Annotated in this window: 16 protein-coding genes and 1 pseudogene; 4 read left to right on the top strand and 13 right to left on the bottom strand. The window is 46.4% G+C overall.

Annotation, left to right across the window (positions count from 1 at the left end; all coding sequences use genetic code 11):
* Positions 1 to 51: 51 nt before the first annotated feature.
* The 9 genes and pseudogenes from BUC22_RS10605 to mtpB all read right to left on the bottom strand — a co-directional run bounded on the left by BUC22_RS10605 (position 52) and on the right by mtpB (position 13,756).
* A complete protein-coding gene (locus tag BUC22_RS10605) occupies positions 52 to 6,162 on the bottom strand; it encodes an Ig-like domain-containing protein (RefSeq protein ID WP_013378452.1) in 6,111 nt (2,036 codons plus the stop codon).
* Positions 6,163 to 6,166: 4 nt separating this feature from the next.
* A complete protein-coding gene (locus BUC22_RS10600; protein WP_013378453.1) occupies positions 6,167 to 6,979 on the bottom strand; it encodes a nucleotidyltransferase family protein in 813 nt (270 codons plus the stop codon).
* A gap of 192 nt (positions 6,980 to 7,171) precedes the next feature.
* Complete coding sequence (locus BUC22_RS10595) at positions 7,172 to 8,410, bottom strand: tyrosine-type recombinase/integrase (RefSeq protein ID WP_013378454.1); 1,239 nt, start codon at positions 8,408 to 8,410, stop codon at positions 7,172 to 7,174.
* A gap of 343 nt (positions 8,411 to 8,753) precedes the next feature.
* Complete coding sequence (locus BUC22_RS10590) at positions 8,754 to 9,443, bottom strand: GntR family transcriptional regulator (RefSeq protein ID WP_013378455.1); 690 nt, start codon at positions 9,441 to 9,443, stop codon at positions 8,754 to 8,756.
* Between the two features lie 21 nt (positions 9,444 to 9,464).
* Complete coding sequence (locus BUC22_RS10585; protein WP_013378456.1) at positions 9,465 to 9,965, bottom strand: UTRA domain-containing protein; 501 nt, start codon at positions 9,963 to 9,965, stop codon at positions 9,465 to 9,467.
* Positions 9,966 to 9,974: 9 nt separating this feature from the next.
* A pseudogene (locus tag BUC22_RS22635) lies at positions 9,975 to 10,142 on the bottom strand (winged helix-turn-helix domain-containing protein); the annotation flags it as partial.
* Between the two features lie 10 nt (positions 10,143 to 10,152).
* Entirely contained in the window at positions 10,153 to 10,800 is a 648-nt protein-coding gene (locus BUC22_RS10580) for a cobalamin B12-binding domain-containing protein (RefSeq protein ID WP_013378457.1), read from the bottom strand.
* Between the two features lie 16 nt (positions 10,801 to 10,816).
* Positions 10,817 to 12,193, bottom strand: a complete 1,377-nt coding sequence (locus tag BUC22_RS10575) for a trimethylamine methyltransferase family protein (protein ID WP_013378458.1) — start codon at positions 12,191 to 12,193, stop codon at positions 10,817 to 10,819.
* Between the two features lie 105 nt (positions 12,194 to 12,298).
* A complete protein-coding gene (mtpB, locus tag BUC22_RS10570) occupies positions 12,299 to 13,756 on the bottom strand; it encodes a proline betaine:corrinoid methyltransferase (RefSeq protein ID WP_013378459.1) in 1,458 nt (485 codons plus the stop codon).
* Positions 13,757 to 14,089: 333 nt separating this feature from the next.
* On the opposite strand from mtpB, the gene BUC22_RS10565 reads away from it, so the two are divergent.
* Both BUC22_RS10565 and BUC22_RS10560 read left to right on the top strand, forming a co-directional pair.
* Positions 14,090 to 15,607, top strand: a complete 1,518-nt coding sequence (locus tag BUC22_RS10565; protein ID WP_013378461.1) for a BCCT family transporter — start codon at positions 14,090 to 14,092, stop codon at positions 15,605 to 15,607.
* 58 nt (positions 15,608 to 15,665) lie between these two features.
* Entirely contained in the window at positions 15,666 to 16,940 is a 1,275-nt protein-coding gene (locus BUC22_RS10560) for an MFS transporter (RefSeq protein WP_013378462.1), read from the top strand.
* 110 nt (positions 16,941 to 17,050) lie between these two features.
* Here BUC22_RS10560 and BUC22_RS10555 read toward each other — a convergent pair whose 3' ends face one another.
* Entirely contained in the window at positions 17,051 to 18,433 is a 1,383-nt protein-coding gene (locus BUC22_RS10555; protein WP_013378463.1) for an SLC13 family permease, read from the bottom strand.
* Between the two features lie 18 nt (positions 18,434 to 18,451).
* Positions 18,452 to 19,834 carry a uroporphyrinogen decarboxylase/cobalamine-independent methonine synthase family protein gene (locus BUC22_RS10550; protein WP_013378464.1) on the bottom strand — a complete coding sequence of 461 codons (1,383 nt, stop codon included), beginning with the start codon at positions 19,832 to 19,834 and terminating at the stop codon, positions 18,452 to 18,454.
* A 678-nt stretch (positions 19,835 to 20,512) separates the two neighbouring features.
* On the opposite strand from BUC22_RS10550, the gene BUC22_RS10545 reads away from it, so the two are divergent.
* Positions 20,513 to 21,988 (top strand): hypothetical protein, encoded by a 1,476-nt coding sequence (locus BUC22_RS10545; protein WP_013378466.1) that lies wholly within the window; start codon positions 20,513 to 20,515, stop codon positions 21,986 to 21,988.
* 127 nt (positions 21,989 to 22,115) lie between these two features.
* A complete protein-coding gene (locus tag BUC22_RS10540) occupies positions 22,116 to 22,922 on the top strand; it encodes a class I SAM-dependent methyltransferase (protein WP_013378467.1) in 807 nt (268 codons plus the stop codon).
* A gap of 296 nt (positions 22,923 to 23,218) precedes the next feature.
* On the opposite strand, the gene BUC22_RS10535 is transcribed toward BUC22_RS10540, so the two are convergent.
* Together BUC22_RS10535 and BUC22_RS10530 are read right to left on the bottom strand one after the other, a co-directional pair.
* Complete coding sequence (locus tag BUC22_RS10535) at positions 23,219 to 24,601, bottom strand: SLC13 family permease (protein ID WP_013378468.1); 1,383 nt, start codon at positions 24,599 to 24,601, stop codon at positions 23,219 to 23,221.
* Between the two features lie 17 nt (positions 24,602 to 24,618).
* The gene (locus tag BUC22_RS10530) at positions 24,619 to 26,004 is read right to left on the bottom strand and encodes a uroporphyrinogen decarboxylase/cobalamine-independent methonine synthase family protein (protein WP_013378469.1); all 1,386 of its coding nucleotides are present in this window, start codon (positions 26,002 to 26,004) and stop codon (positions 24,619 to 24,621) included.
* Positions 26,005 to 26,056 lie beyond the last annotated feature (52 nt).

The following is a 26,056-nucleotide window of genomic DNA, read 5'->3' as shown; positions in this document are numbered from 1 at the left end:
ATTTTGAGGCAGAAGTGTAACCTCCTGCCATCAATTCATTTAACTGGTTGCCTATTCGTTTGTCTGCCAGGCTAAAATTGGGTATGCATTGCCCATTTTCCATATGCTGTTACTTTCATCAAAGCTCCAGCCGGTAAAATTATTGGGGGTTTTCATCTCTTCAGCGGTTAGCATTTTGCTTTTGTCATCTGCACCAATAGTAGCAATCGTTGCCGCAGAACCCTCAAGTGAATAAGAAGTTTGAATTTTGCCGTTATTATCTAGCGTAGCCGTTATGCCAAATCCTTGACCAGAATTGATGCTGCCGACATTGTGGCAATTCTGAACAAAAGATTTTAGTTCACTTGTACTGGAGGCCATCCCAACAATACCGCTGCCTGACGGTGCGTTCACTTCGCCGGTATTATAGCTGTTGCTGACGGTAATGCCTGTTCCTGTTCCGATAATGCCGCCTGCCATACTGTACAGTTCGGCTTTAGCCTCTATTTTTCCAGTGTTGCAGCACTCAGTTACCTCCGCCTGTCCTCCGCCGATAATACCGCCTGCTGATATCTGGCTGCTTACCGCAGCGTCATTATGGCATTTTTCAATTTTGCTGTCTGTCGCAAAGCCGACCATGCCGCCTGCAATACCGCCTTCATGAGTAGTTGTTACTGTACCGTCAGAAAGCTCTACATTTTGGAGGTTTGCGCTGTCAATCACGCCAAAGAGGCCAACAATTTCGTTTTCGCTGTTAATGCTAAGGCTAGTGATTGACTTAAAGCCACCGTCAAAGCTTCCTTTAAATGGATGAACATCGTCTTTGCCGATGGGCACCCAATTGACATTGTTTAAATCAAGCTTATCCGCTGTGATTGTGATGGTCTTTCCAGAAAAATCGACAGCCCCTCCAGAGGATTTGCCGTAATCATCTTGGCCGCCGCCGTTTACCAGCAAAGCTAAGCCTGCCAGCTGCTGCGGTGTGGTAATTGAATAGCTCGTACCCTCTTCATGCCCAACATACCAGCTGATGTCCCGTTTGCCGTCCCACGGATTGTTTTCCGTTGGCGGTGTTACGACATCGCCATAGATTGCATAGAGTGTTGTTGCTTTTTCGACTCTGATGCTGTTTGTTGTTCCTGTAGCGGTATAATCCGGCGATTCTGCATTCTTGTTTGCTGCCCAGCCAAGGAAAGTTTTTCCTTCTGTGGATGGCAGCGGATCAAATTTGACGTTTACCTCGGTTCCTTGTGCGTATTCGGCACTTGCCGGTACACTGCCTGTTCCGCCATTGGCATCATAGCTTAAGGTAAAGAATGCAGTGCCTGTTTCGTAGATCTGGTCAGCATAGCTTACCCAGCTGTTCTTATAATCGGCAACTTTTTCTTGCGGGACAAAGATTCTTACCTGACCCGGAATGTTATAGAGAATCTCGGTGCCTGTTGTTCCGGGGGCTTCGTTGCTGGTAATATGAATTTCCTTCAAAGCAGTGCAGCCGCTGAATGCGTAATTACCAATATTGGGATTTCCTTTTATCGTAACTTTTTCCAAGGCGAGGCGGCCATCAAATGCATAATCTCCAATGTTTGTAATTGATTCTGGAATTGTCAGTGTTTTTAAGTCTTTGCAATTGTTACTGGTAAAGGCTTTATCACCAATGGCCGTTACAGGGTGTTCTCCATTGATGCTGTCATTATACGTTGCTGGTACTGTGAAATCTTCACCGATTGTGGCGGTTCCGGTGTTTTTAATCGTATAGGTTTGGCTTTTTGAATCAAATGCCATGACCATGGCCTTGGTTTCGATATATTGTGCTGTATATTTTATGTCTGCGCTTTCTCCTGCTGCCGCTGTAATCGGTCTGTCCCATCCATTATTTTCCGGATTAACCAGATAGCCGCTGTTTGGGCTTATTGTTGAAGATGGCAGCTCTCCTTCATAGAAAACGGCAACGGACGGGTGACAGGAGCCGTGATCTCCATGAGCGAAGGTAACGCGGTACACTTTTTTAACTTCCAGCCGGATTGCGGCGGATGCCGCATCACTGGCTGTTTTTTTATACCGGACATAGTAGATGCCTGGTTCAACGGACATATTTTGGTTTTGACATGGAGTCCAGGTGGCATCTGCAGCTGGCTCTGTATCACTTTTCACATATTCCATCGTGTTTTTTATGCCCACCAGGGTGCTGTTTTGGCTTTGCGCTGTACCGCTCACTGTTACGGAAGGCTTTTCTATGGTTATGACAGGCGCTGGCTTTATATCTGCGGCGTCTGTTGTCACGCTGGCTGTCGCTTCTGGGGACTCGTTGTGGTTGTCATCGCCGGACAGCTTGACCTTAACAGTGTATTCGGTTGAAGCAGCTAAGCCTGTAAAGCTGGGTGTCATAGACCAATCTTTTACTGAAGTTCCTGATTGATATAAAGCGTAAAGCAGCTTGTTCGATGCAGCTGTTGGCGTAACCGTTATGCTGTTTGAGGTCTTTGTTACTGTGAACGTGGGCGCTGTCTGTTCGGCTTTAGTAATGTTGACGGTAATCCCCACAGGCTGTGTTAAGCTGTAGTTCTCTGCGTCAGCTCCTGCCAGGGTATATCCGGTGACAACGACAGGTTTATTTTCCTTTGCGTTTGCATCGGCCATTTGTGCAGTTACTGCCGATGTGTCTAAGTGGATATCATCGCCGTCAACAATATCGCTGAGATCACCACCCGCTAAAGCTACAGCAGTATAACCATTGTAAGCTCGATCCGCTGCTTTAATGTTTGTAATACGGATCTCTTTTTTTGTAATGCTTGCGGATAAATCAGTATTATCTTTTGGCGCAAGATAACGCCAGGCATCTGTACCAGTTAAGGTATACTGTGCGGTGACAGGCTTATTGTCTGCCGCCTTTTTGTCGTTAAATTTGGCTGTTGCGGCAAGTGTAACATCGTGTTCGGCTTCTTTGTTGGTTAATGAACCAGCGTTTTCCACTTCTGCATCTGGATTTCCATCATAAACCTTACTCTTGACAGTGGTACCGGAAACTGTTAGCTGAATGGGCTCCTTAACCGTGATGGTACATTTTGCTGTCTTGCTGCCATCGGCGGTTGTGGCGGTGATGTCGGCGGTTCCTGCTGTTAGGGCGGTAACCGTTGCTTTTGTGCTATTTTCAACTGCGGCCACTGTTGCCACAGCGCTATCGCTGCTGCTCCAGGCAAGGGCTTTATTGGTCGCGTTTTCTGGGGTAACCGTTGCGGTTAACTCAAGGGTTTTGTGTCCTTCCACGGTGTAGAGCTCTGCGCTCACAGGTGCTAAGGTTACACTTTCCACAGAAATTACCGGATTGGTGACAGTGACAGCACAGGCAGCGGTTTTTCCGCCGTCTGTTGTGGTCACTGTGACAGTGGCCTGGCCCGCTGCCACAGCGGTGACTTTGCCGTCTGCGTCAACGGCTGCCACGGCTGCGTCACTGCTGCTCCAGGTAACGGTTTTATCCGCCGCGTACTCCGGTGTGACCGTTGCGGTCAGCACTTTGGAATCGCCGGCTTTCATGTCCAGCGTCGCTTGATCCAGGGTGACGTCCGTGACCTTGTTATCCAGAATCTTGCTGATGCTCGCGCTTGAGCTGCCCTGATAATCGCCGGTTCCGGTGACGGTCAGCTGTAGCACCTTACCGATATCGTCGCTTCTCAGGGTATAAACCGCGCTGTCTGCGTCAGGAATGGGTTCAAAGGCGGTGCCGTTGCCTCTCTGCCACAGGTAGTTGACTGTGGCGTCTTCGGGGTCAGTGGTGGCTGTGACCTGATGCCCGACAACGGCCTGATTCTTTTCAATACTCAGGCGAACAGCGGTGACAGGTGTCTTTAAGACCAGCTCGTCCATGGCCTTGCTGATGGTTTCTGTTTTTGCCACAATTTCTGCCTGTGTGGTTTCGGGCAGTGCTTTTGCTGCTCCATAGGCGCTCTGGAATGCCTGCCAGCTGGCAGCGGTGTAGTCACTTTCCTGCTTGGCGTCGGCTGTCTTTTTCAGTTCTTCCAGCTTGTCGATACCGGCAAAAATCAACTGGGCTTTTGCGGTACCAATGTTGTTGATGGCAGCGCTCACCTGCCCGGTGGTGGCCAGTGGATCGGCTTCCACACCAATGGCGGCATTGACGGCATCGGTGTAGGTGTTCCAGGTGACTGCTTTATAGTCGTCTTTTTTCAGCTTATAGGTGGGGTTCTGGTGATCCTCCCCGATCTCTGCATTGAGGGCAGCGGTTAAAGCGGTCTTGTTGGCTGTGACGGCTTTGGTGGCCTCGCTTGTCACACTGCCGGTGTAATGGCTGTTTTCTTTGCCGGTGACGGTCAGGGTCAGGGCTTTGCCGATATCCCCTTCGCTCACCGTATAGGCGCTGCCGTTGCCAACCTCCTGCCCGTCTGCTTTCCAGGAGAACAGGGCATCGGATAACCCGTTTTCCGGGTCGACTGAGGTGAAGGTAAGGACATCCCCGACCATAACCGCTTTTCCGCTGCCGCTCATGACAACCGCCTTAAACGGCGCGGTTACCCGGAGGGTGATGGCGGTAGTGACGGAAGGCGAGGCCGGATTTTCAGGAGTCGCTGTGATAACCGCGTCACCGGGCGCCTTGGCGGTGACGACGCCGGCTTCATCGACGGAGGCAACGCTCTCTGCGGCGCTGTGCCACTTGACGTTTTTGTTCGTGGCATTATCGGGTTTAACAGAAGCGGTCAGGCGCAGGGTATTCCCCACCTCAATGCTGTCCGCTGTTTTCTGAATGGCAATGCTCTCAACGGGGATATCCGTTGGCGCTTTTTTGTGGATGGTAATATCGCAGAAGGCTTTGTGGTCCCCGTCCCTTGTGACAACGGTGATCCTGGTCTGGCCTTCTGCAAGGGCGGTTATTTTGCCGTTTCCATCGACGGCTGCGATTTTGCTGTCCTCGGCATACCACGCGATGGTCTTGTCTGTGGCGTTGTCCGGAGCGACCCTGGCGGTCAATACAGTGCTGTCACCCACGGTCATGATCAGCTGGCTTTGATCCAGGGTTACGCCGGTCACGTGTACCACAGATGGTGTTGGTGTTGGCGTCGGCGGTGGAGTTGGCGTTGGTGTCGGATCAGGTGCCGGCTGTGGCGCTGGGCCGGGAGCTGGCTGCGGTGCCGGTGGATTGTCCTGTCCGCTGCCGGTATTGCCAGTATTACTGCTGGTATTGTTATTTTCAGGACTGGTGCTGCCAGTGGAGCTGTTGTTGGCCGTCGTGCTGGTGTTTGTATCGGTATTTTTGGCCGCGTCTGTTTTGCTGTTTACATCGTTTCCGTTGGGGCTTTTCGCGATTGGATTGGCGGAAACCCGGATGCCGGCGGGCTTGATGCTGCCCTGAATATTTTCTTCTTTGTTGGTAATAACATTCTCGACGCTGCCTTCGCCGTTAAGGCTCAGTGGGGTTTCTGTGGCCAGTGTGCTCACCTTGGCGTCCTTTGCGATGTTCACAGTGCTGTCTTTGGCTTTGTCTGTCACGATGAGCTTTCCGACTTCGGCGCCGGCATTGAGGTTGATCTCTGCTTTGGCGTTCACGTCAAGCTTGTCAACCCTGCCATTGATGACGAGTCTGGATTCCTGGGCGTTTTCCCCGATGACCAGTGTCTTGAGCGGGCTGTCGACGGTCATTTCAGCCTTGCCGTCCAGCTTGACGGTTTCGACCTTTGCGTCTTTGGCGATGGTAACCGTACTCCCCTCACCGTTTTTAGCGATTGACAGGGTGGTGACTTTCCCGCTGAGCTCCAGCTTTGCGGGCTGGATAACGTTCAGCTCTGCCGCCTCAGATTCTTTGTCCAGTGTAAGGCGGACGTCTTTCTTGTTGAGGCTGACCTTATGCAGCGCAGTTTTTTCAAAATGGACGGAGTTCGCACCGCCGCCATTGATGTCTGTATCCTTTGATATACGGCTGTTCCGGATGATGACAGTCCCTTCTCCGACGGCCTTGTCTACGGTCAGGGTGCCGGTGATAGTGGCGTTCTCTAAAGTGACGCCGTCCGATTTAATCTGCACGTCACCATAGGTGGCCTGATCGCTGTAGGTTCCGGCTGTGTCAAAGACCTTTGCCTCTGCCTGAGGGCTGCTCTTTTTACCGCAGCCAAAAACCAGTAAAAGTATGGTGATCACTGCCAGAAGGACGATCGCGATGTTTTTCTTTTTCATCTTTTTACCTCTCGTGTATAATTGTTTTATCTATATTTAAGGGACGTTGCCCTTGATGGGAAAATAGGGATTTCAAGTTTACCTGAAAAGCGCTGTGTCTCGCGGGTAAACTAAAATGATAAAAGCGCTGGAGCATGCTTAAATCAAAGTATGGCCAGATAAACTCTTTTTGGCCGCGGGCGGCTTGGGCGGCACTGCCGGCCAGCTGTCTGTACAGAGCTTCCGGTGGTGGCTCATATATGTTTGAATAATGCTTGTATTTTTGAATTTTTTCGCCAGAGGATGGAAAGGAAGCTTCATCAGCGTATTTTTTTACAATGAGGGTGGTTTGGCCAAACCGGCAGCAGCCAAAATCCGTGCTCTCCGCTGCCACGGGCGAACCGCCCAAATCCCGCAGGATACAGCGGGCACAGGGAATGGCTTCAGCGGGCATAAAAATCTCGACTTCCTGGCGGCAGCGCAGGTCTGGATAGGGGTACAGGCGCTTTAAAGGCAGATCGCTGCACAAAAGGCATTTTAGATTTTGCGCGTCAAAACCGCAGAATACATTTGTCAGCAGCCGCTGCTGTTCGGCTTCTTTTAATATACCCTTAATTTTCCATTTTTTTAATTCTGACATGACAGAATTACTGGGTTGATCGTTTTCACCTAGGCCTTCCAAACCATAACAGATAAATGAAAGCATGGATAAACGCTCTGCCTCCCGGCAGACAAGCTCCCAATTTAATTTTGAGGGAGGACGGGCCGGCGGGCGCACTTCAAGCACTGAAGCTGCCAGTTCATACAGATATTGCATTTCAACCGTATTTTCTTTCATACTGTCTCCTTAAGCCCAAAAGCGATTAAATATTTCTTTAACCTTATTTGTTTATAATATTAGCTGCCTGTTTAGAGGATACAGGCACAGCTCGTTTTTCATTCGTGGAATAATGTCATTCCACGAACTTATCTGCATTCATCCCATAAGTACGGGGATTTTTCGATTCTGTGACCAGATTTTGACCAGATTTTAAATACTTTCGATTTTAGCCATCTCGATACGGTCCTGTTCATCAACGGCGTGCACGTAAATCTGTAAGGTTATGGTGGGAGTTGAGTGTCCAAGAATTCTGCTCAGCGTTGAAATCTGCATATTTTTGCTGGCCGCGATGGTGGCAAAGGTATGCCGCAAAGCATGAAAATTCACACAGCGGATGCCTGCTTTCTTCAAAAGCTTTGAAAAATAATTTTGATAAGCCCGCGGGTCAAGATAGGAGCCCTGCCGGTTACTGAACACAAAGCTTTCTTCAGTGAAAATGCCGCTTTTTTTCAAGACCTTCTGGTATGAGTATAAAAGGGTGTAGATACCGTCGTTCATAGGGATGTCTCTTTGGGAACAGACGGACTTTGTTTGGCCAAATACAATTTCGGTTTTATTTTTTCCAGGCGATTTGGCCTTGACCCGCTGGATTGAATGGCGGACATGAATTGTTTTTGACTGAAGATCAATGTCTGTCCAGCGCAAGGCTGCCAGCTCACCCAGGCGGATACCTGTTTTTAAGGCGAGCAGGATGGCGCGGGCTCTTTTGTCGCAGATTTTATCCTCGAGTACCTTTTCTAATTTTTGATACTCATTCTGTTTTAGATAATTGGGTTTTTTCTTCTGACTGGGTGGAATCCGGACCGCTTCACAGGGATTGTTCTGAACCATTTCTAATTCGATCATTTTTTCAAAAAAAGATGACAGCAGAACAAGGTGAATTTTTATCGTCGATGGCGCCAGTCCCTTATGCTTATTCGCGTCTGTACGAAGATAATGAATATAGTCCTGGACTACCGCCGCTGTGACATCAGCGACCGGAAAATCACCAAGCTGCGGCACAATATGTTTATAAACGATGCTGCAATAGCGCGTGTATGAGGAGGCTTTTACTGAGAACTTTTTATGTTCTTCCAGCCATTGGACAAGGCATTGTCTCAGCGTTGTGCCTCCCTGGACAGAGTTTCTGAAAGAATAATTTTCGGCCATGTGCTCTAAACTTGTCACGGGCAGATTGTTTCTTTTCTGTTTGCGAATCAGACGTTCAAACGCTACTTTTTCAGAGACACTTTTTTCAGCTTCTTCCAAGAGCGCTACAATTTCCCGATAAGTGTCGGCATAGATTGACCGATAAATTGCTTTACCATGAATTTCCTTATAGCCAGTAATATAACGCCCTTCGTAGCGGTTATCAGAGCGTTGATATATATTTTTGCGATGCTTCTTCATTGCCTTACCTCCTTATACCATTTTTTTGACCAGATATATAATAATTATAAAACTTCAATAGCTCTAAAAGTGCTACTTAGGCAATCAAATTTTTGCAAAAAAAGATTTTAATTGTAATTTTTTTAAAAATTAATATACATATTTAATGAAGAAAGTGATATAATAAAAACAATATTTAATATTTTCTCTAAAGAGCACGTTATTTTTGCTCGTGGAATGACATTATTCCACGAGCTTTTTATATTTTTGAGCTTTATTTTGATAAAGAGAAGATTTCTGCAAATTTTGGAAGTAAAAAAGCACAGCTGTTTCCATGCAGCTGTGCTTTTTCTAAAAGAAAAGTTTATTTCAAAAAAGATTTCCCATACAAATCAATGTTCTCCCCCGCTGCGTAGAGCACGCTTTTTCCAACGGGTTCGTCCTTCATGGTGTAATAATAGGTGGTAAAGCAGAACACGGGGTCGTCTCTGTCCACCAGCAGCTTGTTCTGGATAAACCGGTTGGGGGTATCCATGGTGATCTCGAGGACTTTTTTGATCTCAAAGCCGTCGAGGATTTTATTGATGGTCTGGAGGTTCCTTTCGGTCATGTCCGCCATGCTTTCCGGATTATAGCGGCCGTTTAAGAGGAGCGCGGTAATGATGTAGCAGATGGGAAGTGTGTCGGAGTACAGGATCTGGCGCATTTCCACGGCTTTCATTTCCTGCCGGATCTCCCGCATTTTAATGAGGGACAGGCTGATGTCCTCCACGCTGATCTCGGTGATTTCTTCGTTAATATTGGCCTGGGGCGCAAAGCTGATGAGGTACTGCTCCTTTTCGCATTCCCGCACAAAGGTCCCGACCCGCTCCACTGCGCTCAGATACCCCTTGTTAATTAAGGATGAGATGCTCTTGCGGACTGTGACGATGCTGGTATTATACTTTTTCGCCAGCTCGGCATAGGTGGGGAGTTTTTCTCCGGGCTTCAGGTTGCCGTAGTGGATGTCATCCATAATATCATTGATGATTTGATCGTATATTTTTACTTTCATTGATGTCACCTGCTTTGGCCTTTACGGCAGATAGGTAATGCCGGTCAGCTTGCAGCATTCCTTCCTTATATAAAGCTTGCGCATGCCCAGCGGGTCGTCGTTATCCATGAGGTTCTGGGTAATCTGCATGACAGGGGTGTCTTCTGGGATGTTCAGCTTTTCCGCGGCCTGGGCGTCACAGCCCACAGCCTCGATATGGATGCGCTCTTGGGTAATATAAAGGTGGTTCCGCTGGTTGACGATTTCGCTGAAGCTGTTGTACTCAAAATCGTCGTTCCAGGGAGAAATGCCGGGGAAATAAGGAATAAACTGATTGTCGTAAATGACAGGCAGGTCGTCCCTGAACAAGAGCCAGTTGATGAGCACAATACGGGAGTCCGGCGCGACCCGCAGATGGTAGACCAGCTCGATGGTGGGCTTGATGATCTCTGAGCCCAGCAGTTCTACGCGGTTGTAGGGCTCCTTTAAAATATTTTCAGGCTTCAGGGAGAGGACAAACTTGTCATTGGTTTTAGCCAGCACATAGTTGCCCTTTCCGGGAATGGTATAGACATAGCCCTCCTCGATCAGGTTGCGCAGGGCGTTGCGGATGGTGATCCGGCTGACCTTAAATTCCTCAGCAAGGGTGTTCTCCGGGGGCAGCGGCGTATCCGGCAGATAAATGCGCTGCTTGATTTTATTTTTTATTTTATCGCAGATTTCGTCGTATTTATAGCTTATGGGAAACGCCCCCCTCCATCCATTCCTTACAGAGGTTTACACCCTCGTAAACATCCTTGGTAAAAGCGTCGGCGCCCACGTACTCCACAGCGTCCTTATGCGTTGACAGGCCGCCGAGGATGATCTTCACCTCGTCTCTCAGGTTTTCCTTTACCAGAAGCTCGTTGGTTTCCTTCATATATTTTACGCCGTTTGCCATAATTGAGCTGATGGCAATCACATCGGGATGGGATTTTTTTGTTTCCGCCACAATTTTTTCCGGCGAAATGTCAATGCCCAGGTCGATGACCTTAAAGCCGGACATAAGGGCCGCGCTTTTAAAAATCGATTTTCCAATGTCGTGGAGATCACATTCGATGGTGCATAAAAGAATGGTGCCGATGGCCTCCTCTGGGTTTTCTTTTTCGAGCTTCAGACAGTCGAGCTTCAAAATTTCCTCAAAAATGATGCCGGCCATCATGAGATCTGTGACGCCATAGCGGCCGGTCTCAAAGTATTTGCCCACCTCGTCCAGTCCGGCCTGAACGGATTCGATGATCTGCATTTGGGAGGCGCCTTCCTTAACGGCGTAGCGTACCAGCTTGATGACCTTTTTTTCTTCCAGTTTTTTTACAGCGGTTACGATGGATTCTAGCAATGGGAATGCCTCCTTTTTAGTCGATGAATGCTTTGGGCAGATAGCCTTCGACGTGTTTTTGCTGCGCGCGGGTAAACGCCGGTGCCACATAATTTTCAAGCCGCTCGTCGATGACGGCGCTGGTTTCTTCCAGGATGTCCTGCTCCCCGTTGGTGTTTTTAAAGGGATAGGGCGCGTAATGCTTTCGGATGAGCCGGAGATTACTCATGTTGATATAGTTATCAGTACAGCCATTTTTTTTGATGGCGTCGAGCATCAGTGTAACTGCGTTCACCTCAAAGCCGTTCAGGTAATGCTTGATGGTGCTGTAGAGGGCTTCGTCCAGGATGTATTTATTGTAATTGACAGTGTTCAGGGAATCCTCCATGCCAAAGGCGTGCATCATGCAGTCGACACCAGAAAACAGGCAGGAAAAAAGATTCATGAAGCTCTCAGCACCGTTTTGGTAATCCAGGTATGTGGAGTCTGTAAAAACGCCGCCGGACCGGACGGGAATCTTATAAAACCGCCCCATTTCCGCCGCGGCCATGGTAAAGAGCGCGGTGGTCGGCTCGCCGGGGGAGGCGTCTGCGCTTAAAGGGTTCACGCCAAAAAGCGGGAAGCCGTAAACAATGGGAAGGCCTGGCCGTACCATCTGGGCCAGAATAATGCCGGCCAGCACCGCAGCGTTGCTGATGAGGAAGTTGGCTGCTGGCAAAGGCGGTGCGGTCAGCCCGCTCAGTCCGCTGCCGCAGGCTACCATCAGAGGCTGGCTTTCCTCGCCGTGTACCAGAATAACGTCGGCAGTACCCTCTCCCATGATCAGCGGCGCGGAGATATTAATATTTCCGATGAGTATATTGCTGTCCTGGGAGTCCCAGTATTCTCTTGCAAAACGAATGCTCTCCCGTGCCGACGGGCCGTCCTGGGTCATGGAAAATGTGGGCTTGTCGGAGTATTTCAGGCACATGGCCATTTTATACTTTTCTCTGAAATCAATGGGAACATCCATGGGCTCAAGGACATAGGGGCAGGCCATGCTCATTTGGCTGCTCACCTGGTTGAGCTTTGTAAAATTGATAAAGTCTTCACGCCCTGCCAGATGGCTGACATTGTTTTTCTTTGCGTAGGTGGCGCCGTAGGGCGGCATGGTGCAGGTGGTGCCGTCACCCACGGTTACTCGGTGTCCGGGAGTGTTAAAGGTAAAGGAGGAGGGCACATGGACAAGATGGTCTTCTACGATTTTGGGCGGGAGAAAGACCTTTTTGCCTTCCACCTTTGCGCCGTTTTTTTTAAAGGTGTTTCTTGCTTTTTCAGAATGAACAACAATACCTGTGTTTTCCAAAATATCCAGAGAATATTCATGAATTTGCTGGCACTCTTCTTTTTCAGCAAATGAATAGCGTAGTTTCATGGGTGACCTTCCTTTTAAGTATAACCGGGTAACAAAAATAAAATCTGATACCACTAATGATACCAGATTTTATCCGAAAAATGAATACTATATATAGAGGGTTAATTAAAACTTTTCGTCTTCAGGCAGATAACGGTTCAGGATATCCTTCTGGGTCTTGGTTAAGTCAGGTAATGTATAGCCTGCGACACGTTCTTCAACTTCTTTGCTGGCGCGTTCGCGGAGATCGCCGATTTCGTCGAAAATTGGCTGCGGATTACCGGCCTGGCGGTTAAAGAGCTTGGTCAGCCAATGTTCCTGACGGTATTCCTTCGGTGTTCTTCCGGACAGGTAATTGCCCAGAGGACCGGCCTTTTTGATTTCTGCAAAAACCTTTTCAGCTCTCATGTCTGAAATGTCCATGCCCCGGTTGAGCCGCATGAGGATACGGTTGACTTCTTCATCCAGAACAAATTTTTCGTAGCTGCCCAGCGCGTAGGACTGGAGAATGCCGGCATGATTCAGGACAAAGTCGGATTTTCCAAGATAGGTGGTCATAAGAATCATGAAGCTTTCAACACCGGCCTGATAGTCTGGCTTTAAGGAGTCTGTGCCGGCAATACCGGTTCTCACGGGTAGCTGGTAGTAGCGGCCAAGGGCCAGAGAAGCCATCTGGATGAGCTGGGCTTCCGGTGCGCCGATTGCCAGTGAAACGGTACGCATATCCGTCGGGCTGGAAACCGTACCGTAAATTACCGGACAGCCAGGGTTAATGAGCTGTGTCAGAACGATACCAGCCAGAATGGTGGCGTTATTCTGGATAACAGAGCCGAGCAGCGCTGCCGGAGCGGTCAGGTTGGTCATGGAACAGGTAATGATGGTAACAGGCTGTCCTTCTTCAACAAGGCCCATGATATTATCTAAAACTTCATATGAATAACCGAGAGGTGATAAAGCACACGCATTTGTCAGAAGAACCGGGCGATCCCAGATGTCATAGAATTCTTTGTAAAGCTGCGCGATGCCCTTAGCAGCTTCCTTAAGACTTTTGCCGCGAACATTCAAGCTGTTAGCAACATTTCCATAGGTTGGCTTTTGAGAGTATTTTAAGCACATTGCAACCTGAGGCATGTAAAAGTCGTCCTTGGTTTTGTCCAAATCGGCTGTATCGTAAGCGGAGTTGTTGACAAAGTCAGTCACATCGCTGGTATCCATTAGCTTAAGGAACTTAACCATGTCGTCTTTCATAGCAACACGGTATTCATCATCTTCAAATAAAAACTTCGGTGGTCCGTAGCAGCCAACGGTTTTTGGTTTAAAACGTTCGCCGATTTTGGTTTCGCCGGCAGATGTGGTAACAGTAAATGTCTTAGGAGCGGTTTCCAGCGCCTGGTTTAACAGGTCTTCATCAATTTTTACAATACTGCCTTCAACGGTTGCGCCGTGTTTTTTAAATATTTCCAGTGCTTCTTCACAATCGAAGGAAACCCCTACTTCCTTCAAAACTCTCAGTGAGTATTCGTGTAATAATTCAACATCTCTGGTAGAAACATATTTGTCATAAAATCTTCTGTTAACGTACATGGTACACCTCCAAATTTAATAAATACATGTATTTCACAAGCACAATATATCACGATATGGAAAGGTTGTCAATACTAAAAAATGGAAAAATCAAAAAAATAACGATGAATTTCAAGGATAAAAACCCGCTATTTAGTAAAAAATCTGGGTTTTCTTCTATAGAAGCCTTGGATAAATGTCGTAAAAAAAGAAAAATATTTATTTTTTAGGTTGACGGTTCCAATAAAATCGTGTTATACTGCGTTTATAAAAGACATGTATTTCACAAATTGGCATGCTTTTTATTAAAGTATTCTGATCGTTGTCATTGTTTATCTCAGAATGGAGGCAATTATGAAAAAGATATTTGAGTCTGTAGATAAAACAATTTTTTTGGTAGCCGGAAGTATCACTTTGTTACTGGCCATTGTCAGCATTGTTTTTACAGAACAGGTCGCAAGCGTATTTTCTGGTATTTTTAATTTCTTTACGAACACATTGGGATTTGCCTATATTGGCTTTGCGCTCTTTGTAATTGCCGCCTGCTTGTTTGTCTCGTTCAGCAAATATGGAAAAATACGGCTGGGCGGAGATGATGAAAAGCCTGAGTACAGCAACATCAGCTGGTTTTCAATGATTTTTGCGGCAGGTATGGGCATTGGCTTGGTATTCTGGAGCGTGGCAGAGCCCATGAACCATTTTATGGTGCCGCCCTTCGCGGACCCGCAGACACCGGAGGCGGCTGTGGAGTCCCTCCAGTATACTTTTCTGCACTGGGGAGTGCATCCCTGGGCATTGTACGCGGCGGTCGCGCTGCCCATGGCCTACTTCCATTTCAGGAAAGGTTTGCCGCTGCTGGTAAGCTCTTCCTTCTACCCATTTCTTGGCGATAAGGCGCTTAAGGGTGGGTTTTCAAAAGGAATTGACACCTTTACAGTTATTCTCATTCTGATCGGCGTAGCCACATCCTTTGGGCTGGGCGCGCTGCAGATTCAGAGCGGTCTGGAATTTGTTTTTCATATCTCGGGCGGAACGCTGCTGGCAGTGGTGATTGTCATTATCTGCACGATTCTGTTTGTGATTTCCTCGACAGCGGGCATTGACCGAGGCATGAAGCTTCTCAGCAATACCAACACGGTCATCGTATTCGCTGTTATGCTGTTTGTCCTTTTGGCAGGACCAACACTGTATATTTTTAATATTACGTTGGAAAGTATCGGCGATTATATTTTTAAATTTATTCCCATGAGTTTTTTCACCGATGCCAACGGCACCGTGGCGGCTCATACGGGTGAAAACTGGATCGGTAACTGGACAGTCTTTTACTGGGCCTGGTGGATTACCTGGACACCCTTTGTGGGCAGTTTTATTGCCAAGATTTCTAAAGGGCGCACGATCCGGGAGTTTGTCCTCGCCATTCTGGGCGTTCCGACCATCATGAGCTGTATCTGGTTTGGGATTATGGGCGGAACCGGCCTTAATATGGAGCTTGCCAATCCTGGCAGCGTGATTCAGAACGGCGCTGTGGATACCAACAGCTCAGTATTCCAGATGCTCAGTAATCTGCCGCTGTCCGGTGTTATATCTGTCCTTGTCATGCTGTCGCTGCTGGTCTTTTTCCTGACCTCAGCCGACGCGGGTGTGCAGGTGGTGAGCACCATGAGCTCCAGGGGCAGAGAAAATTCCCAGAAGCTTATCAAGGTCATCTGGGGTGTGATCTTAGGCTTGCTGGCCATTATGTTTATTGTGACTGGAGGGCTTTCTGCAGTGCAGTCATTGTCCTTTGCTTTCAGTTTCCCATTCCTGATTATTATCTGCCTGATGCTGGCAGGATTTTTCAAGTATCTTAAGAAAGAGGAATTCGATAAGTAGTGCTGCCATCAGCAAAGAGTGGGAAAGATGATTGTTTGTTAAATTTGGAGGGGTAATTATGGAATTAGATAAAAAGAAAAGAAATATTGTTCTCGTCATTCTGAGTATGATCGCTGGGATCGCTTACCTGACGCCGCTGATCCGGTTTTCCTTTTATGACCAGATGATCGTGGCATTGAATATCAACGATGTTCAGCTGGGGACCATCGCAGGCGTTTACGGGCTCTTTAATGTTATCGGCTATGTGCCGAGCGGTATTCTGGCTGAAAAGTTTAATACAAAGAAATTGTTGATTCTGTCCTGTGGGGCCATGTGCCTGGTAACACTGTGGTATTCGAGTTTCCCGGGCTACACAGCGCTCATTATCATTCACGCGCTTTACGGCATCTTCAGTGTGGGCACCTTCTGGTCGCCTTACCTTAAGGCTATCCGCAACCTGGGCAGCGAAAATGAACAGGGACGTTTGTTTGGTATCAGTGAAGGGCTGCGCGGTATCGGGCAGACAGCAGTCGCCTTCCTCTGCCTGTGGGCCATGGGCCTTTTTGCCACTCAGGCGGCTGGCTTCAGAGCAGTGCTTTTAATCAACGCTGCGGCCTTTGCCCTGCTGACGGTTTTGGTAATTGTTCTGGTACCGGATTTTGATAAGGGCAAAAAAGAACAGAACGCCAAGGCAGAAAAAAAGGAAAGCATGTGGAAAGCTTTTGGCATGTCCTCCACCTGGCTGTGTATTTTTGTGATCATGTGCGGCTATACCCTCTGGAATACCGCCAATGGCTACATGGGCACCTACTGTACCCGTGTGCTGAACATTTCACCAGAGCTCTCAAGCACCCTGTCCATTATCCGGAGCTACATCATTGTCTTTGTGGCCGGCATTTCCGGCGGGATTATCATGGACAAGTTCAGTTATAAAGGCAAGGGCATGTTCTGGACCTTCCTGGCCACGGGCGTCTGTGTGCTGGCGATATTGTTTACCTCCAAGATTGTGGCGGTCTGTGTGGTCATTACCGTTATTCTGGCTTACCTGGTCAATGTGCTTAAATCCACCTACTGGTCGATTCTGGGTGAAGCGGGCGTGCCGTTAGCCATGACCGGCATCGCCACTGGAATTATCTCCTTTATCGCGCTGACGCCAGACATCTTTGTGGCACCCATCATCAGCCGTTTTCTGGCCTATGGTGAAGCAGGCGGCAATGTAGAGCTGGGCTTTAACATGATGCTGGTCTGGATGGTGGTCTGGGCTGTTCTCGGTGTTTTCTCCGCTATTTTACTGAAACGGCGCGGTGTTAAGACCAAACAGCTGGAACAGGCAGCGCAGGCAGAAAACGTGTAAGCTGAAAAGTTAATGGTTATATGAGTCGGATGATAAAAATATTGAACCTGCTCCTTAATTTAAAGGAGCAGGTTTTTTGATTCAGTGTTTCAGCATAAGAGCTGTAAGGTTTATATTAACCCGATGAGCATCCAGTAAGGCACTGCGATGGCAAGGATAAATACAAAACTCATAATAAGCTTGGTTCCCCATATTTTGGTAAAGTCTTTACCGCTGGTTAGGTTATATCCCATGAAAATAAGGACCAGCGCCCATTGGTATGGAAAGAGTATTTCAGTGGTGGCTACACTCATGGTGTAATAAATAACCAGAGGGCTTATGCCGAGGCTCAGGGCAATTTGCGTTAATGGGACGGTCAGTGTCGCGTAAGTCGCCAGTGGTGTCAAAAAGAATTTTACCACGACGCAAACCAGCCAGACTGCGCCAATTACGAAAAAAGCGCTTTTTCCCTGAAGCATGGGCAGCACTGCGTCTGCAATGATCTGTCCAACGCCCAGAGCGTTTGCGACATAACCAATAGAAAGACAGGCTGTGGTGAAAATAGTCATATTAAAGTTGATTTTACTGATATCTTCGGCTTTACCAACGTTAATCCCGGGGATAAAGAAGAGCAATGGAATTAAGGCAAAGCCCCAGCCCACATCAATGCCGTGCATGCCGCTTGTAAAGAGGAAGATAAACAACAGAGCCACAACAAAGATAGATCTTATTTCTGTTTTTGTTATTTTTCCAAGTTTAGCGTATTCCTCAACGGCGTAATCTTTGATGTTGATGGCAGTTTTTGGCTTGCAGAGCTTGATAACCATAAAAATACAGAGGGCCAGCCAGAGCACAAAGGGAAGGTTGTTAAAAAAGTACTGTATCCAGGTTACCTGAATTGGCATGACTTCTTTTCCTAAAGAGGGCATGATGGCGAAAGTTGGGTTATAGAGGAAGAAGGTCGGAAACCATGAGGCAAAGAATCCGCCCATCATAATGCCAGCACTTTCTCTGGATTTCTCGAAATTAAGAGCTTTGCAGATACCAAAAGATAAAGCGGCCATGGGAACAAAGGATTCCCCTGGTGCAATGAGGTTCAAAATGATACCCGCGAGAGTAAGTCCCCACAGAATACCACTGTAAGTTCCGCCGGTTTTGATAATACTCCATAAGGCAATGCGGTTGAGTAACCCGATGCGTTCGAGAACATTCGCCAGCAAAAATCCACCCATAAACATCCAGGGGATACTGCCATACCAGGCGGCAAAAGCAACGTCCGGAGCTGCTACATTCAGCAGCATGTAGGAAATTGGAAGGGCTATAGCCACAATAAAGTTAGGCAAAAGGCCAAAAGCAAAGAGTAAAATCGCGGTAATGGTAATGGCGCTGAATGTGCGGAGCGCGGGGGTAAAAACCCCCTGCACCGGTATCAGCATTATAAGAATGGGCACAAGTAAGACGCAGATCCACTTGACCAGATTTTTGCGATCCATTTTTTTCAAAGTATCATTCATGACAATCCCCCCAAATACTTAAATAATGGTAAAAATCATCCGAAACAGCATTTCTTCATAGGATTGTAAAATGGGATTAACAGTGTCTTTAAGCTGAGTTTCAATTTCGTTTTTTTCAATTTTCTGCCAGTCTGTAAAACAGGGAGATTCAAAACGCGGCACCTTGGTGTCGGGCTTTTCATATTCGGCTGTTGACGCTTTGACAGCAGTGCCTGCGTTGGCGTAATTGGTATTTTCAGCGACATATTGAATGACGGCAGCATAATTTTCCATATTGATCGTATCAAGGGACATGGCGCTCTTATCAAAATCAAAAATATAGCGTCCGCCGGGTGCCATGATGTCGATCATTTCTTTTGCTTTATCAATGCACTGCTGTTTAGTCGCAGTTTTTATATAGGTGATGGGATACAAGCCGGAGAGAATGTGTTTATTGCCCAGCTTTTCCTTAATAATTTTTGGATCGCCGTATTCAAATAAGATTCTTGTATTTGCTGGAAGATCCTGCAGTAAATCAAGATAGCGCATCCAGTCATGTTCACAGAAAAGCGAGGCAGTTTGTCCGTGTTCTGCCATGATATGGATAAATTTTGAGAAGCTTGGCCAATACAGTTTCTCAAAATCTTTTTTTCTCAGGTAAGTTCCCAGATGGAGCGGCATGAATACTTCGCCAAGTTTATGAGGCTTTGGCGGGAGCCCCCTTTTCACCTGCATGGGCAGCATCGCCTCGCAGGCTTCCAGAATTTTTTCCGGACGCTGGCGCACATCCATGTAAATCCCTTTAATGCCTCTTAAAAAATCACCGATTAAATCAAAGGAGGCCTGGCAGAGGGTGGTTGAACCTTCCGGTGGTGAATAGTAGCCGTATTTGGCAAAAATCGGTGCTTTTATAGAATCAAATTTTGCCAGATAATCATAAAAAGCTTTCATCGCTTCTGCGAGCGCCATTCCGCTTCTTGGTGAATGACTGTCAAGGTTTTCAAATATACGCGGAAGAGATTTCGTCACAATAAAGGCGAATGGATCCTTAATAAATTCATCATATTCATCAGACTTGAGTGTTTCAAGGTCGACATGCTGCATATAACCAGTCTGCCCCATGGAGTAGCCTCTTGAGCCCAGAAGCTTGAAGACCGCCGGGTTTTTAAGAATCCCACCCACTGCCGGTGTGTCGGAGGGAATCATTTCGCAGACCTTGTCTAAAGCCCTGGCAATACTGTCTGCATCTAAATCCCAAATCGTTTTTCCAACAGGGATGTCTGAATATTCCAAAGCAGCCTCAGGCGTCATACTCGCCACTATTGGAACACGTTTTGGGATAACACCGCTGTATACATCTTCGAATAACTTTGTCCGTTCCGCCTTTTTTTCCTGTGCTGGTGTCAGCTTTTGTTCATTCATTTTTTTACCTCATATATTTTTATTTGCATTGCAATGCTTTTATAAAATTGTGTATTTCTTGTTATTACGAATCAATAAGTTTTAAAGACATGTTTAACGGCAAGGATTGAGCTTTAGTGACAGAAGGAAGATTGAAGCTTAGACTGAAAAACCATTGGACTGGAATTTTTCAGATCAGTCTGCCAATTTTCTGTATGATAAACAACCAGAGTACGCTTTCAACCGGGAGAGAAGCATGCTGCTCATAAGCATCTGGAAAACAGCATTTGCTCAGGGTGAAAATACAACCTCTATGGAGTCAGGGTTTATGATATTATAAAAGATAAGAGTGGTAAGGCGGCAATGGGGTCAGCGCATTCCCAGAAGTAAAAATAACAATCGCTTTGAGTATAGGAGCTAAAAACGTTTTAATATTTAAGTAAAAAGTTACTTCTGGGAATTGATAAAATAGTAATTGCAGGATAAAGAATGTGAATCAGGCAAACTTTATTTTATCAGTAGATACCGATTTTTTTATTTCCGGCTTTTATCTGCGGATGTATGGGTTTTCTTGTTAAGCTGATTCGTATTTAAGTTGATTTTACAAAGATTATATAAAAACGTCAATTGAATCACAGGAAATGTCAATTTTCACGTGTTGACAGATTATGGACAAAAAAGAATTTAATGGAGGGGAAAATGAAAAGGGATCAGGAATTATCACGTTTAAACTATCTGATGGATTTATTTCATGTAAAAGGAACCGACTTGGCAAATTATCTTCATGTCGATACCTCTTTGGTCAGTAAGCTGAAAAATGGGAAACGTAAGCTCAACGTCAACTCAGAAGCCTGCGGGGAGATCGCAAATTTTTTTATTCTCCTGGATAAAGAGACAGAGTACCGCACTGTTAAAAAGCTTTTGGCCGAAACCTATCAGGAAACCGATGATCTCACAAGAGAGGCTCTGGTCATATTACTGAAGCGCTGGCTGACCTCCCTTGATGAGGTAAGCGCCGGAGGAGGCAGCTTTACAGATAAGACAGTCTATACCGCCAAGGTAAAAACATTTCAGGGAAAGAACGGCAGAAGAAAGGCGGCTCAGGAATTTATCCAGTCAGTTTTGCTCGAAAAAACACCGCAGGAGGTATACGTGCTCGACTGGACCGAGCATTATAGCTGGCAGTCTGAGGACACCGCGTTTTTTACCGAGTGGAAAAAGCAATATTTAAAAGTTGCAGAAGCCGGACACCGGATTACATTTTTGATCTCACTAAATCATAGCATTGATTACCTTATTAACACATTGCTGTACCGGCTTCCCATGCTTCTTACCGGAAATGTCGAGTATCTCTATTACCCGGATTACTCATACATGCTGTATAAACCCAATATTGTCGTGCTGAAAAATAAGATGGCACTTGCGAAAATTTCGTCTGATGATATCACTCAGAAGGATATTACTCACATGTATACGGATCTCCCAACAGTCCGCCATTGCGAAGAGATGGTGCTTGCGGCCAAAAAACACTGCCGGCAGTCACACACCGTTATTCCAAAAAATCAGGTACCAAGCACCTTTGAGGAATTTTCAGGACAATACGGGAACGCATATATAAAGAATGATTTGTCCTTCTTTATGAATATGCCAAAAGATAATTTTAAAAACATTTTAGAAAAAAATGAAATTCCGCCGGAGAATATCAAAGCTTTTTTTGAAAGCTTTCGGAATTATAATCAAAAGTTTTTAAAGGACATTAAAAATTTTGAATATCATTTACTCATCGATAAGGAAAGTCTTATCCGAGGGATGTGCGATGACAAGACAAAAGCCAAGGAGCTGGAATTATATACAGGACAGCTGATATACTTAGAGAGCGGGGATATCCGCAGACAGGTAGAGTATCTGATCTGGCTTTTGAAAAATTTTCCCAATTTTCAAATTGCGTTTTTCAGGAAGAATCAGGGAAATTTGCTGGACGGGCTGGATTTGTGGATAAAAGAACATGGCTCTGTGTTAATTAATAAAGAAAATAACGAGGATGCTTTTGTTTTGATGAATGAGTCATCAATATGCGCTGCTTTTTATAACTATTTAGAAAAGTACTGGTATTCTATTCCCTTTGTTGACCGCGAAAAAGAGGAAGTTATCCGACAACTGAAAAACATGCTCTGATTTTATGATCACTGCGAAAATTTACAGATTTTTTTGAATGATAACGGTATAGAAGCGTATATTTAAGGATTAGGAGATATGATTACACTATGTCAATAAAATGGCGATTGAATATAAGGAGGGAAAAATGAATAAGGAAATCATCATCGGCGACTGGAAAATGCCGGAATGCGATACAGAAGCGTCCATGAATATGTGGAACGCCCGGGCACAGGAGTTTGCAAAGCAGAGAGGTGTTGAGGATGACGACTGGGTGGCTGCTCTTGTTAAGCGGCACGGCATGCTGCCAGCGGACGGCGCGTTTCTGGATGTTGGCTGCGGCGCTGGAAAATACACGGTCTATTTTGCGAAAAAATGTGCCGAGGCCTGGGGAACCGATTTTTCGGAGGAAATGATTAAAAACGCTGAGCAGCGGGCCAGAGAGGCCGGAACAGGCAATGCTTTCTTTTCCTGCGATAACTGGCATACCCTGGAGATGGCGGACAAGGGCTGGAAAGGCAAGTTCGACTTTGTGCTGGCGAATATGACCCCGGCCATCCAGTCGGCAGAAACCTTTGAGAAGCTGACAGAAGCCAGCTGCGGCTGGTGCCTGTATATCCATCCGGTTTTGAGAACCGGCTCAGTGGCGGACCGGCTTAAAAAGAAAATTTTTGGTAAAAAGCCAGATCCCCGCTATCCCCAGCTTCAGTATGCCTTTAACCTGCTCTGGGAGAAGGGGCTTTTTCCGGCTGTGGAATACCGGGAGCATAACTGGGTGCGCAGCTTTGAACTGGAACGGGCCGTCGATATTTTCAAAAACGACCTGAGAAGTAAAAGAACACTGACTGACGAAGAAGAGGCCAGTATCGAAAAATACCTGATCGAGCACGCGATAAACGGTATTGTGGAGGAAGAGGTCCGGACAACCCAGTTTGCGCTGTACTGGGAGGTGTGATTAAAAAAGACTGGAGGCCAGCCTTTTAGCGTGTCAAAGAAAAGGCACAGTCCGAGACTGCGCCTTTTATCCAGATAAGCAAAAAGGTGCAGGCGCTGTGGTAAACGGCCAGGAATCGTGCCGCACTATAGGAACAGCTGGACACTGGCGAGATCAAGAATCTACTTTGGTGAAAAAGCTATCCGTGTAAGGGCGGTGCCCGCAGGACGCTTTTTCTTCCTTAGGTAAAAGGCTTCGTCTCTCAGGGGTTATGACAGACTGAAAGACTGGAGGGGGATTCCAGTCTTTTTTTGATATTATATAAGTCCGATAAGCATCCAATATGGAACAGCGATGGCAAGGACAAAGACAAAGCTTAAAACCATCTTGGTCCCCCAGATTCTGGTGAAATCTTTACCGCTGGTTAAATTATAGCCCATAAAAATAAGAACGAGTGCCCATTGATAAGGGAACAGGATTTCTGTGGTCGACAGGTTCATGGTGTAATAGATGACAAGCGGACTGATACCAAGGCTGAGGGCAATCTGAGTAAGGGGAACGGTCAAGGTCGCGTAAGTCGCAAGGGGTGTCAGGAAAATTTTAGCGACGACACAGACCAGCCAGACTGCGCCGATAACAAAGAATACACTTTTACCCTGAAGCAGCGGCAGCACCGCGTTGGCGATGATCTGGCCTATTCCCAGAGAGTTCGCAACATGACCAATGGACAGACACGCGGTGGTGAAGATGGCCATGGTAAAATTGATTTTACTGATATCGACAGGCTTGCCTACGTTGATCCCCGGAATAAAGAAAAGCAGCGGAATTAAGGCAAAGCCCCAGCCGACATCAATACCATGGAGGTCGCTGGTAAACATGAAAATAAATAATAGAGAGACCACAATGATGGACTTTTTTTCTTCAAGGGATACTTTTCCAAGTTTTGAGTACTCCTGAATGGCATAATCCTTAATATCAATCTGCTTTTTGGGTTTGCAAAGCTTAATAACCATAAAAATACAAACTGCGAGCCAGAGAACAAAAGGGATATTATTGATAAAATATTGAAGCCATGTTATCTGAACCGGAGCGACCTCTTTGCCTAAAGAAGGCATGATGGCAAAGGTCGGATTGTATAGAAAGAAAGTAGGAAACCATGAGGCAAAAAAGCCGCCCATCATAATGCCCGCGCTCTCTCTTGATTTTTCAAAATTTAAAGCCTTGCAGATACCAAAAGATAAGGCGGCCATTGGGACATATGCCTTGCCGGGTGCGATGAGATTTAAAATAATCCCCGCGATGGCAAGCCCCCAGAGAATACCGCTGTAGGTACCGCCCGTTTTAATAATGCTCCAAAAAGCAACTCTGTTAAGCAGTCCGATTCTCTCCAGAACATTGGCGAGTAAAAACCCGCCCATAAACATCCAGGGAATATTGCTGAACCAAGCGGCAAACGCGATATTTGGTTCAGCGACGTTCAGGAGCATATAAGAAACAGGCAGGGCGACTGCCACGACAAAATTGGGTAAAATATTAAAAGCGAACAAAAGAATTGCTGTGAGTGTGATGGCGGAGAAGGTTCGCAGCTGAGGGGTAAAAACACCCTGCGTGGGAATCAGCATGACGATAATGGGCGCAGCGATCACACAGATCCACATGATCAATGTTTTGGGATTTGTTTTGCGAATAGCATCTGGCATAGGGCGCCTCCTTTAAGTTAAATGATTGTAAAAATCATTCTGTAAAGCATGTCTTCATAGGATTGAAGAAGAGGATCGACGGTGGATTCAAGCGATGCTTCAATTTCCGTTTTGGGAACATCTTTCCAATTCGTGTAGAAAGGCGATGCAAATGAGCTGACCGTGGTATCTGGTTTTTCGTATGGAGTATTTTCAGGGCCTCTGGCTGTTGCTCCTGCGTTTTGATAATTGGTATTTTCAGCCACATACTGGATAACAGCCGCATAGTTCTCGATATTGATCGTATCGAGCGACATGGCGCTTTTATCAAAGTTGAAGATAAAGCGTCCGCCCGGAGCCATAATATCAATCATTTCCTTTGCCTTGTCAATACATTCCTGCTTTGTGCCGGTCTTTGTCAGGGTGATGGGATATAATCCGGATAAAATATGCTTATTGCCAAGCTTTTCCTTAATGACTTTAGGATCGCCGTATTCAAACTGAATCCTGGTATTTTCCGGAAGGTCCTGGAGCAGGTCAAGATAACGCATCCAGTCATGCTCACAGAAAAGTGACGCGGTCTGCCCGTTTTCTGCCATAATATGGATGAACTTAGAGAAGGAGGGCCAGTATATTTTTTCAAAGTCTTTTTTTCTTAAGTATGTTCCGAGATGGAGCGGCATAAAAACTTCTCCAAGCTTATGGGTTTTAGCTGGAAGGCCTCTTTTTACCTGCATGGGCAGCATCGCTTCACAGGCTTCAATAATTTTTTCCGGACGCTGGCGGACATCCATGTAAATGCCTTTAACGCCTCTTAAAAAATCACCGATAAGGTCAAATGATGCCTGGCATAATGTGTTTGCGCCTGCCGGTGGTGTAAAGTAACCATATTTTTTAAATACAGGGGCCTTAATCGCATTGAATTTTGCCTGATGGTCATAAAAGGCTTTCATCGCTTCGGCTAAAACCATACCAGCCCTCGGAGAATCGGTGTCCAGGTTTTCAAAGATACGGGGTAAGGACTTTGTAACAATAAAAGTGTAGGGATCCTTGATGAAGGCGTCATATTCGTCTGCTTTTAATGTCTCAAGATCGGTATGCTGCATATAACCAGTTTGTCCCATTGAGTAGCCTTTTGAGCCAAGGAGCTTAAAGACAGCCGGATTTTTTAAAATGCCGCCGACAGCCGGTGTATCGGATGGGATGAACTCACAGACGCGGTCCATGGCTGTGGTTATATTTTCAGGGTCGAGATCCCAAAGCGTTTTACCGACAGGAATTTCTGAATACTCCAGAGCGGCCTCAAGGGTCATTGAGGCTTTAATCGGTACACGTTTGGGGATAATACCACTGTATACATCCTCGAATAACTTTGTTCTTTCCGCCTTTTTTTCCTGGGCGCTGGTCATTTTTTGATCACTCATTTTATTATCCTCACATATTCAAATGATTTTTGAAGTTCAAATTTTTCTCCAT

It is taken from the genome of Eubacterium callanderi, from assembly GCF_900142645.1.
Taxonomy (GTDB): domain Bacteria; phylum Bacillota; class Clostridia; order Eubacteriales; family Eubacteriaceae; genus Eubacterium; species Eubacterium callanderi.
Note: the sequence above shows the minus strand (reverse complement) of the source record. Positions and strands in the feature narration are given on the sequence as shown.

Bases quoted from the DNA above. Each gene is read 5' to 3' on its own strand.
- BUC22_RS10550 (WP_013378464.1), bottom strand. From the start codon at position 19,834: ATGAATGAACAAAAGCTGACACCAGCACAGGAAAAAAAGGCGGAACGG.
- BUC22_RS10560 (WP_013378462.1), top strand. From the start codon at position 15,666: ATGGAATTAGATAAAAAGAAAAGAAATATTGTTCTCGTCATTCTGAGT.
- BUC22_RS10555 (WP_013378463.1), bottom strand. From the start codon at position 18,433: ATGAATGATACTTTGAAAAAAATGGATCGCAAAAATCTGGTCAAGTGG.
- BUC22_RS10530 (WP_013378469.1), bottom strand. From the start codon at position 26,004: ATGAGTGATCAAAAAATGACCAGCGCCCAGGAAAAAAAGGCGGAAAGA.
- BUC22_RS10605 (WP_013378452.1), bottom strand. From the start codon at position 6,162: ATGAAAAAGAAAAACATCGCGATCGTCCTTCTGGCAGTGATCACCATA.
- mtpB (WP_013378459.1), bottom strand. From the start codon at position 13,756: ATGTACGTTAACAGAAGATTTTATGACAAATATGTTTCTACCAGAGAT.
- BUC22_RS10535 (WP_013378468.1), bottom strand. From the start codon at position 24,601: ATGCCAGATGCTATTCGCAAAACAAATCCCAAAACATTGATCATGTGG.
- BUC22_RS10595 (WP_013378454.1), bottom strand. From the start codon at position 8,410: ATGAAGAAGCATCGCAAAAATATATATCAACGCTCTGATAACCGCTAC.
- BUC22_RS10575 (WP_013378458.1), bottom strand. From the start codon at position 12,193: ATGAAACTACGCTATTCATTTGCTGAAAAAGAAGAGTGCCAGCAAATT.
- BUC22_RS10545 (WP_013378466.1), top strand. From the start codon at position 20,513: ATGAAAAGGGATCAGGAATTATCACGTTTAAACTATCTGATGGATTTA.
- BUC22_RS10600 (WP_013378453.1), bottom strand. From the start codon at position 6,979: ATGAAAGAAAATACGGTTGAAATGCAATATCTGTATGAACTGGCAGCT.
- BUC22_RS10590 (WP_013378455.1), bottom strand. From the start codon at position 9,443: ATGAAAGTAAAAATATACGATCAAATCATCAATGATATTATGGATGAC.
- BUC22_RS10565 (WP_013378461.1), top strand. From the start codon at position 14,090: ATGAAAAAGATATTTGAGTCTGTAGATAAAACAATTTTTTTGGTAGCC.
- BUC22_RS10540 (WP_013378467.1), top strand. From the start codon at position 22,116: ATGAATAAGGAAATCATCATCGGCGACTGGAAAATGCCGGAATGCGAT.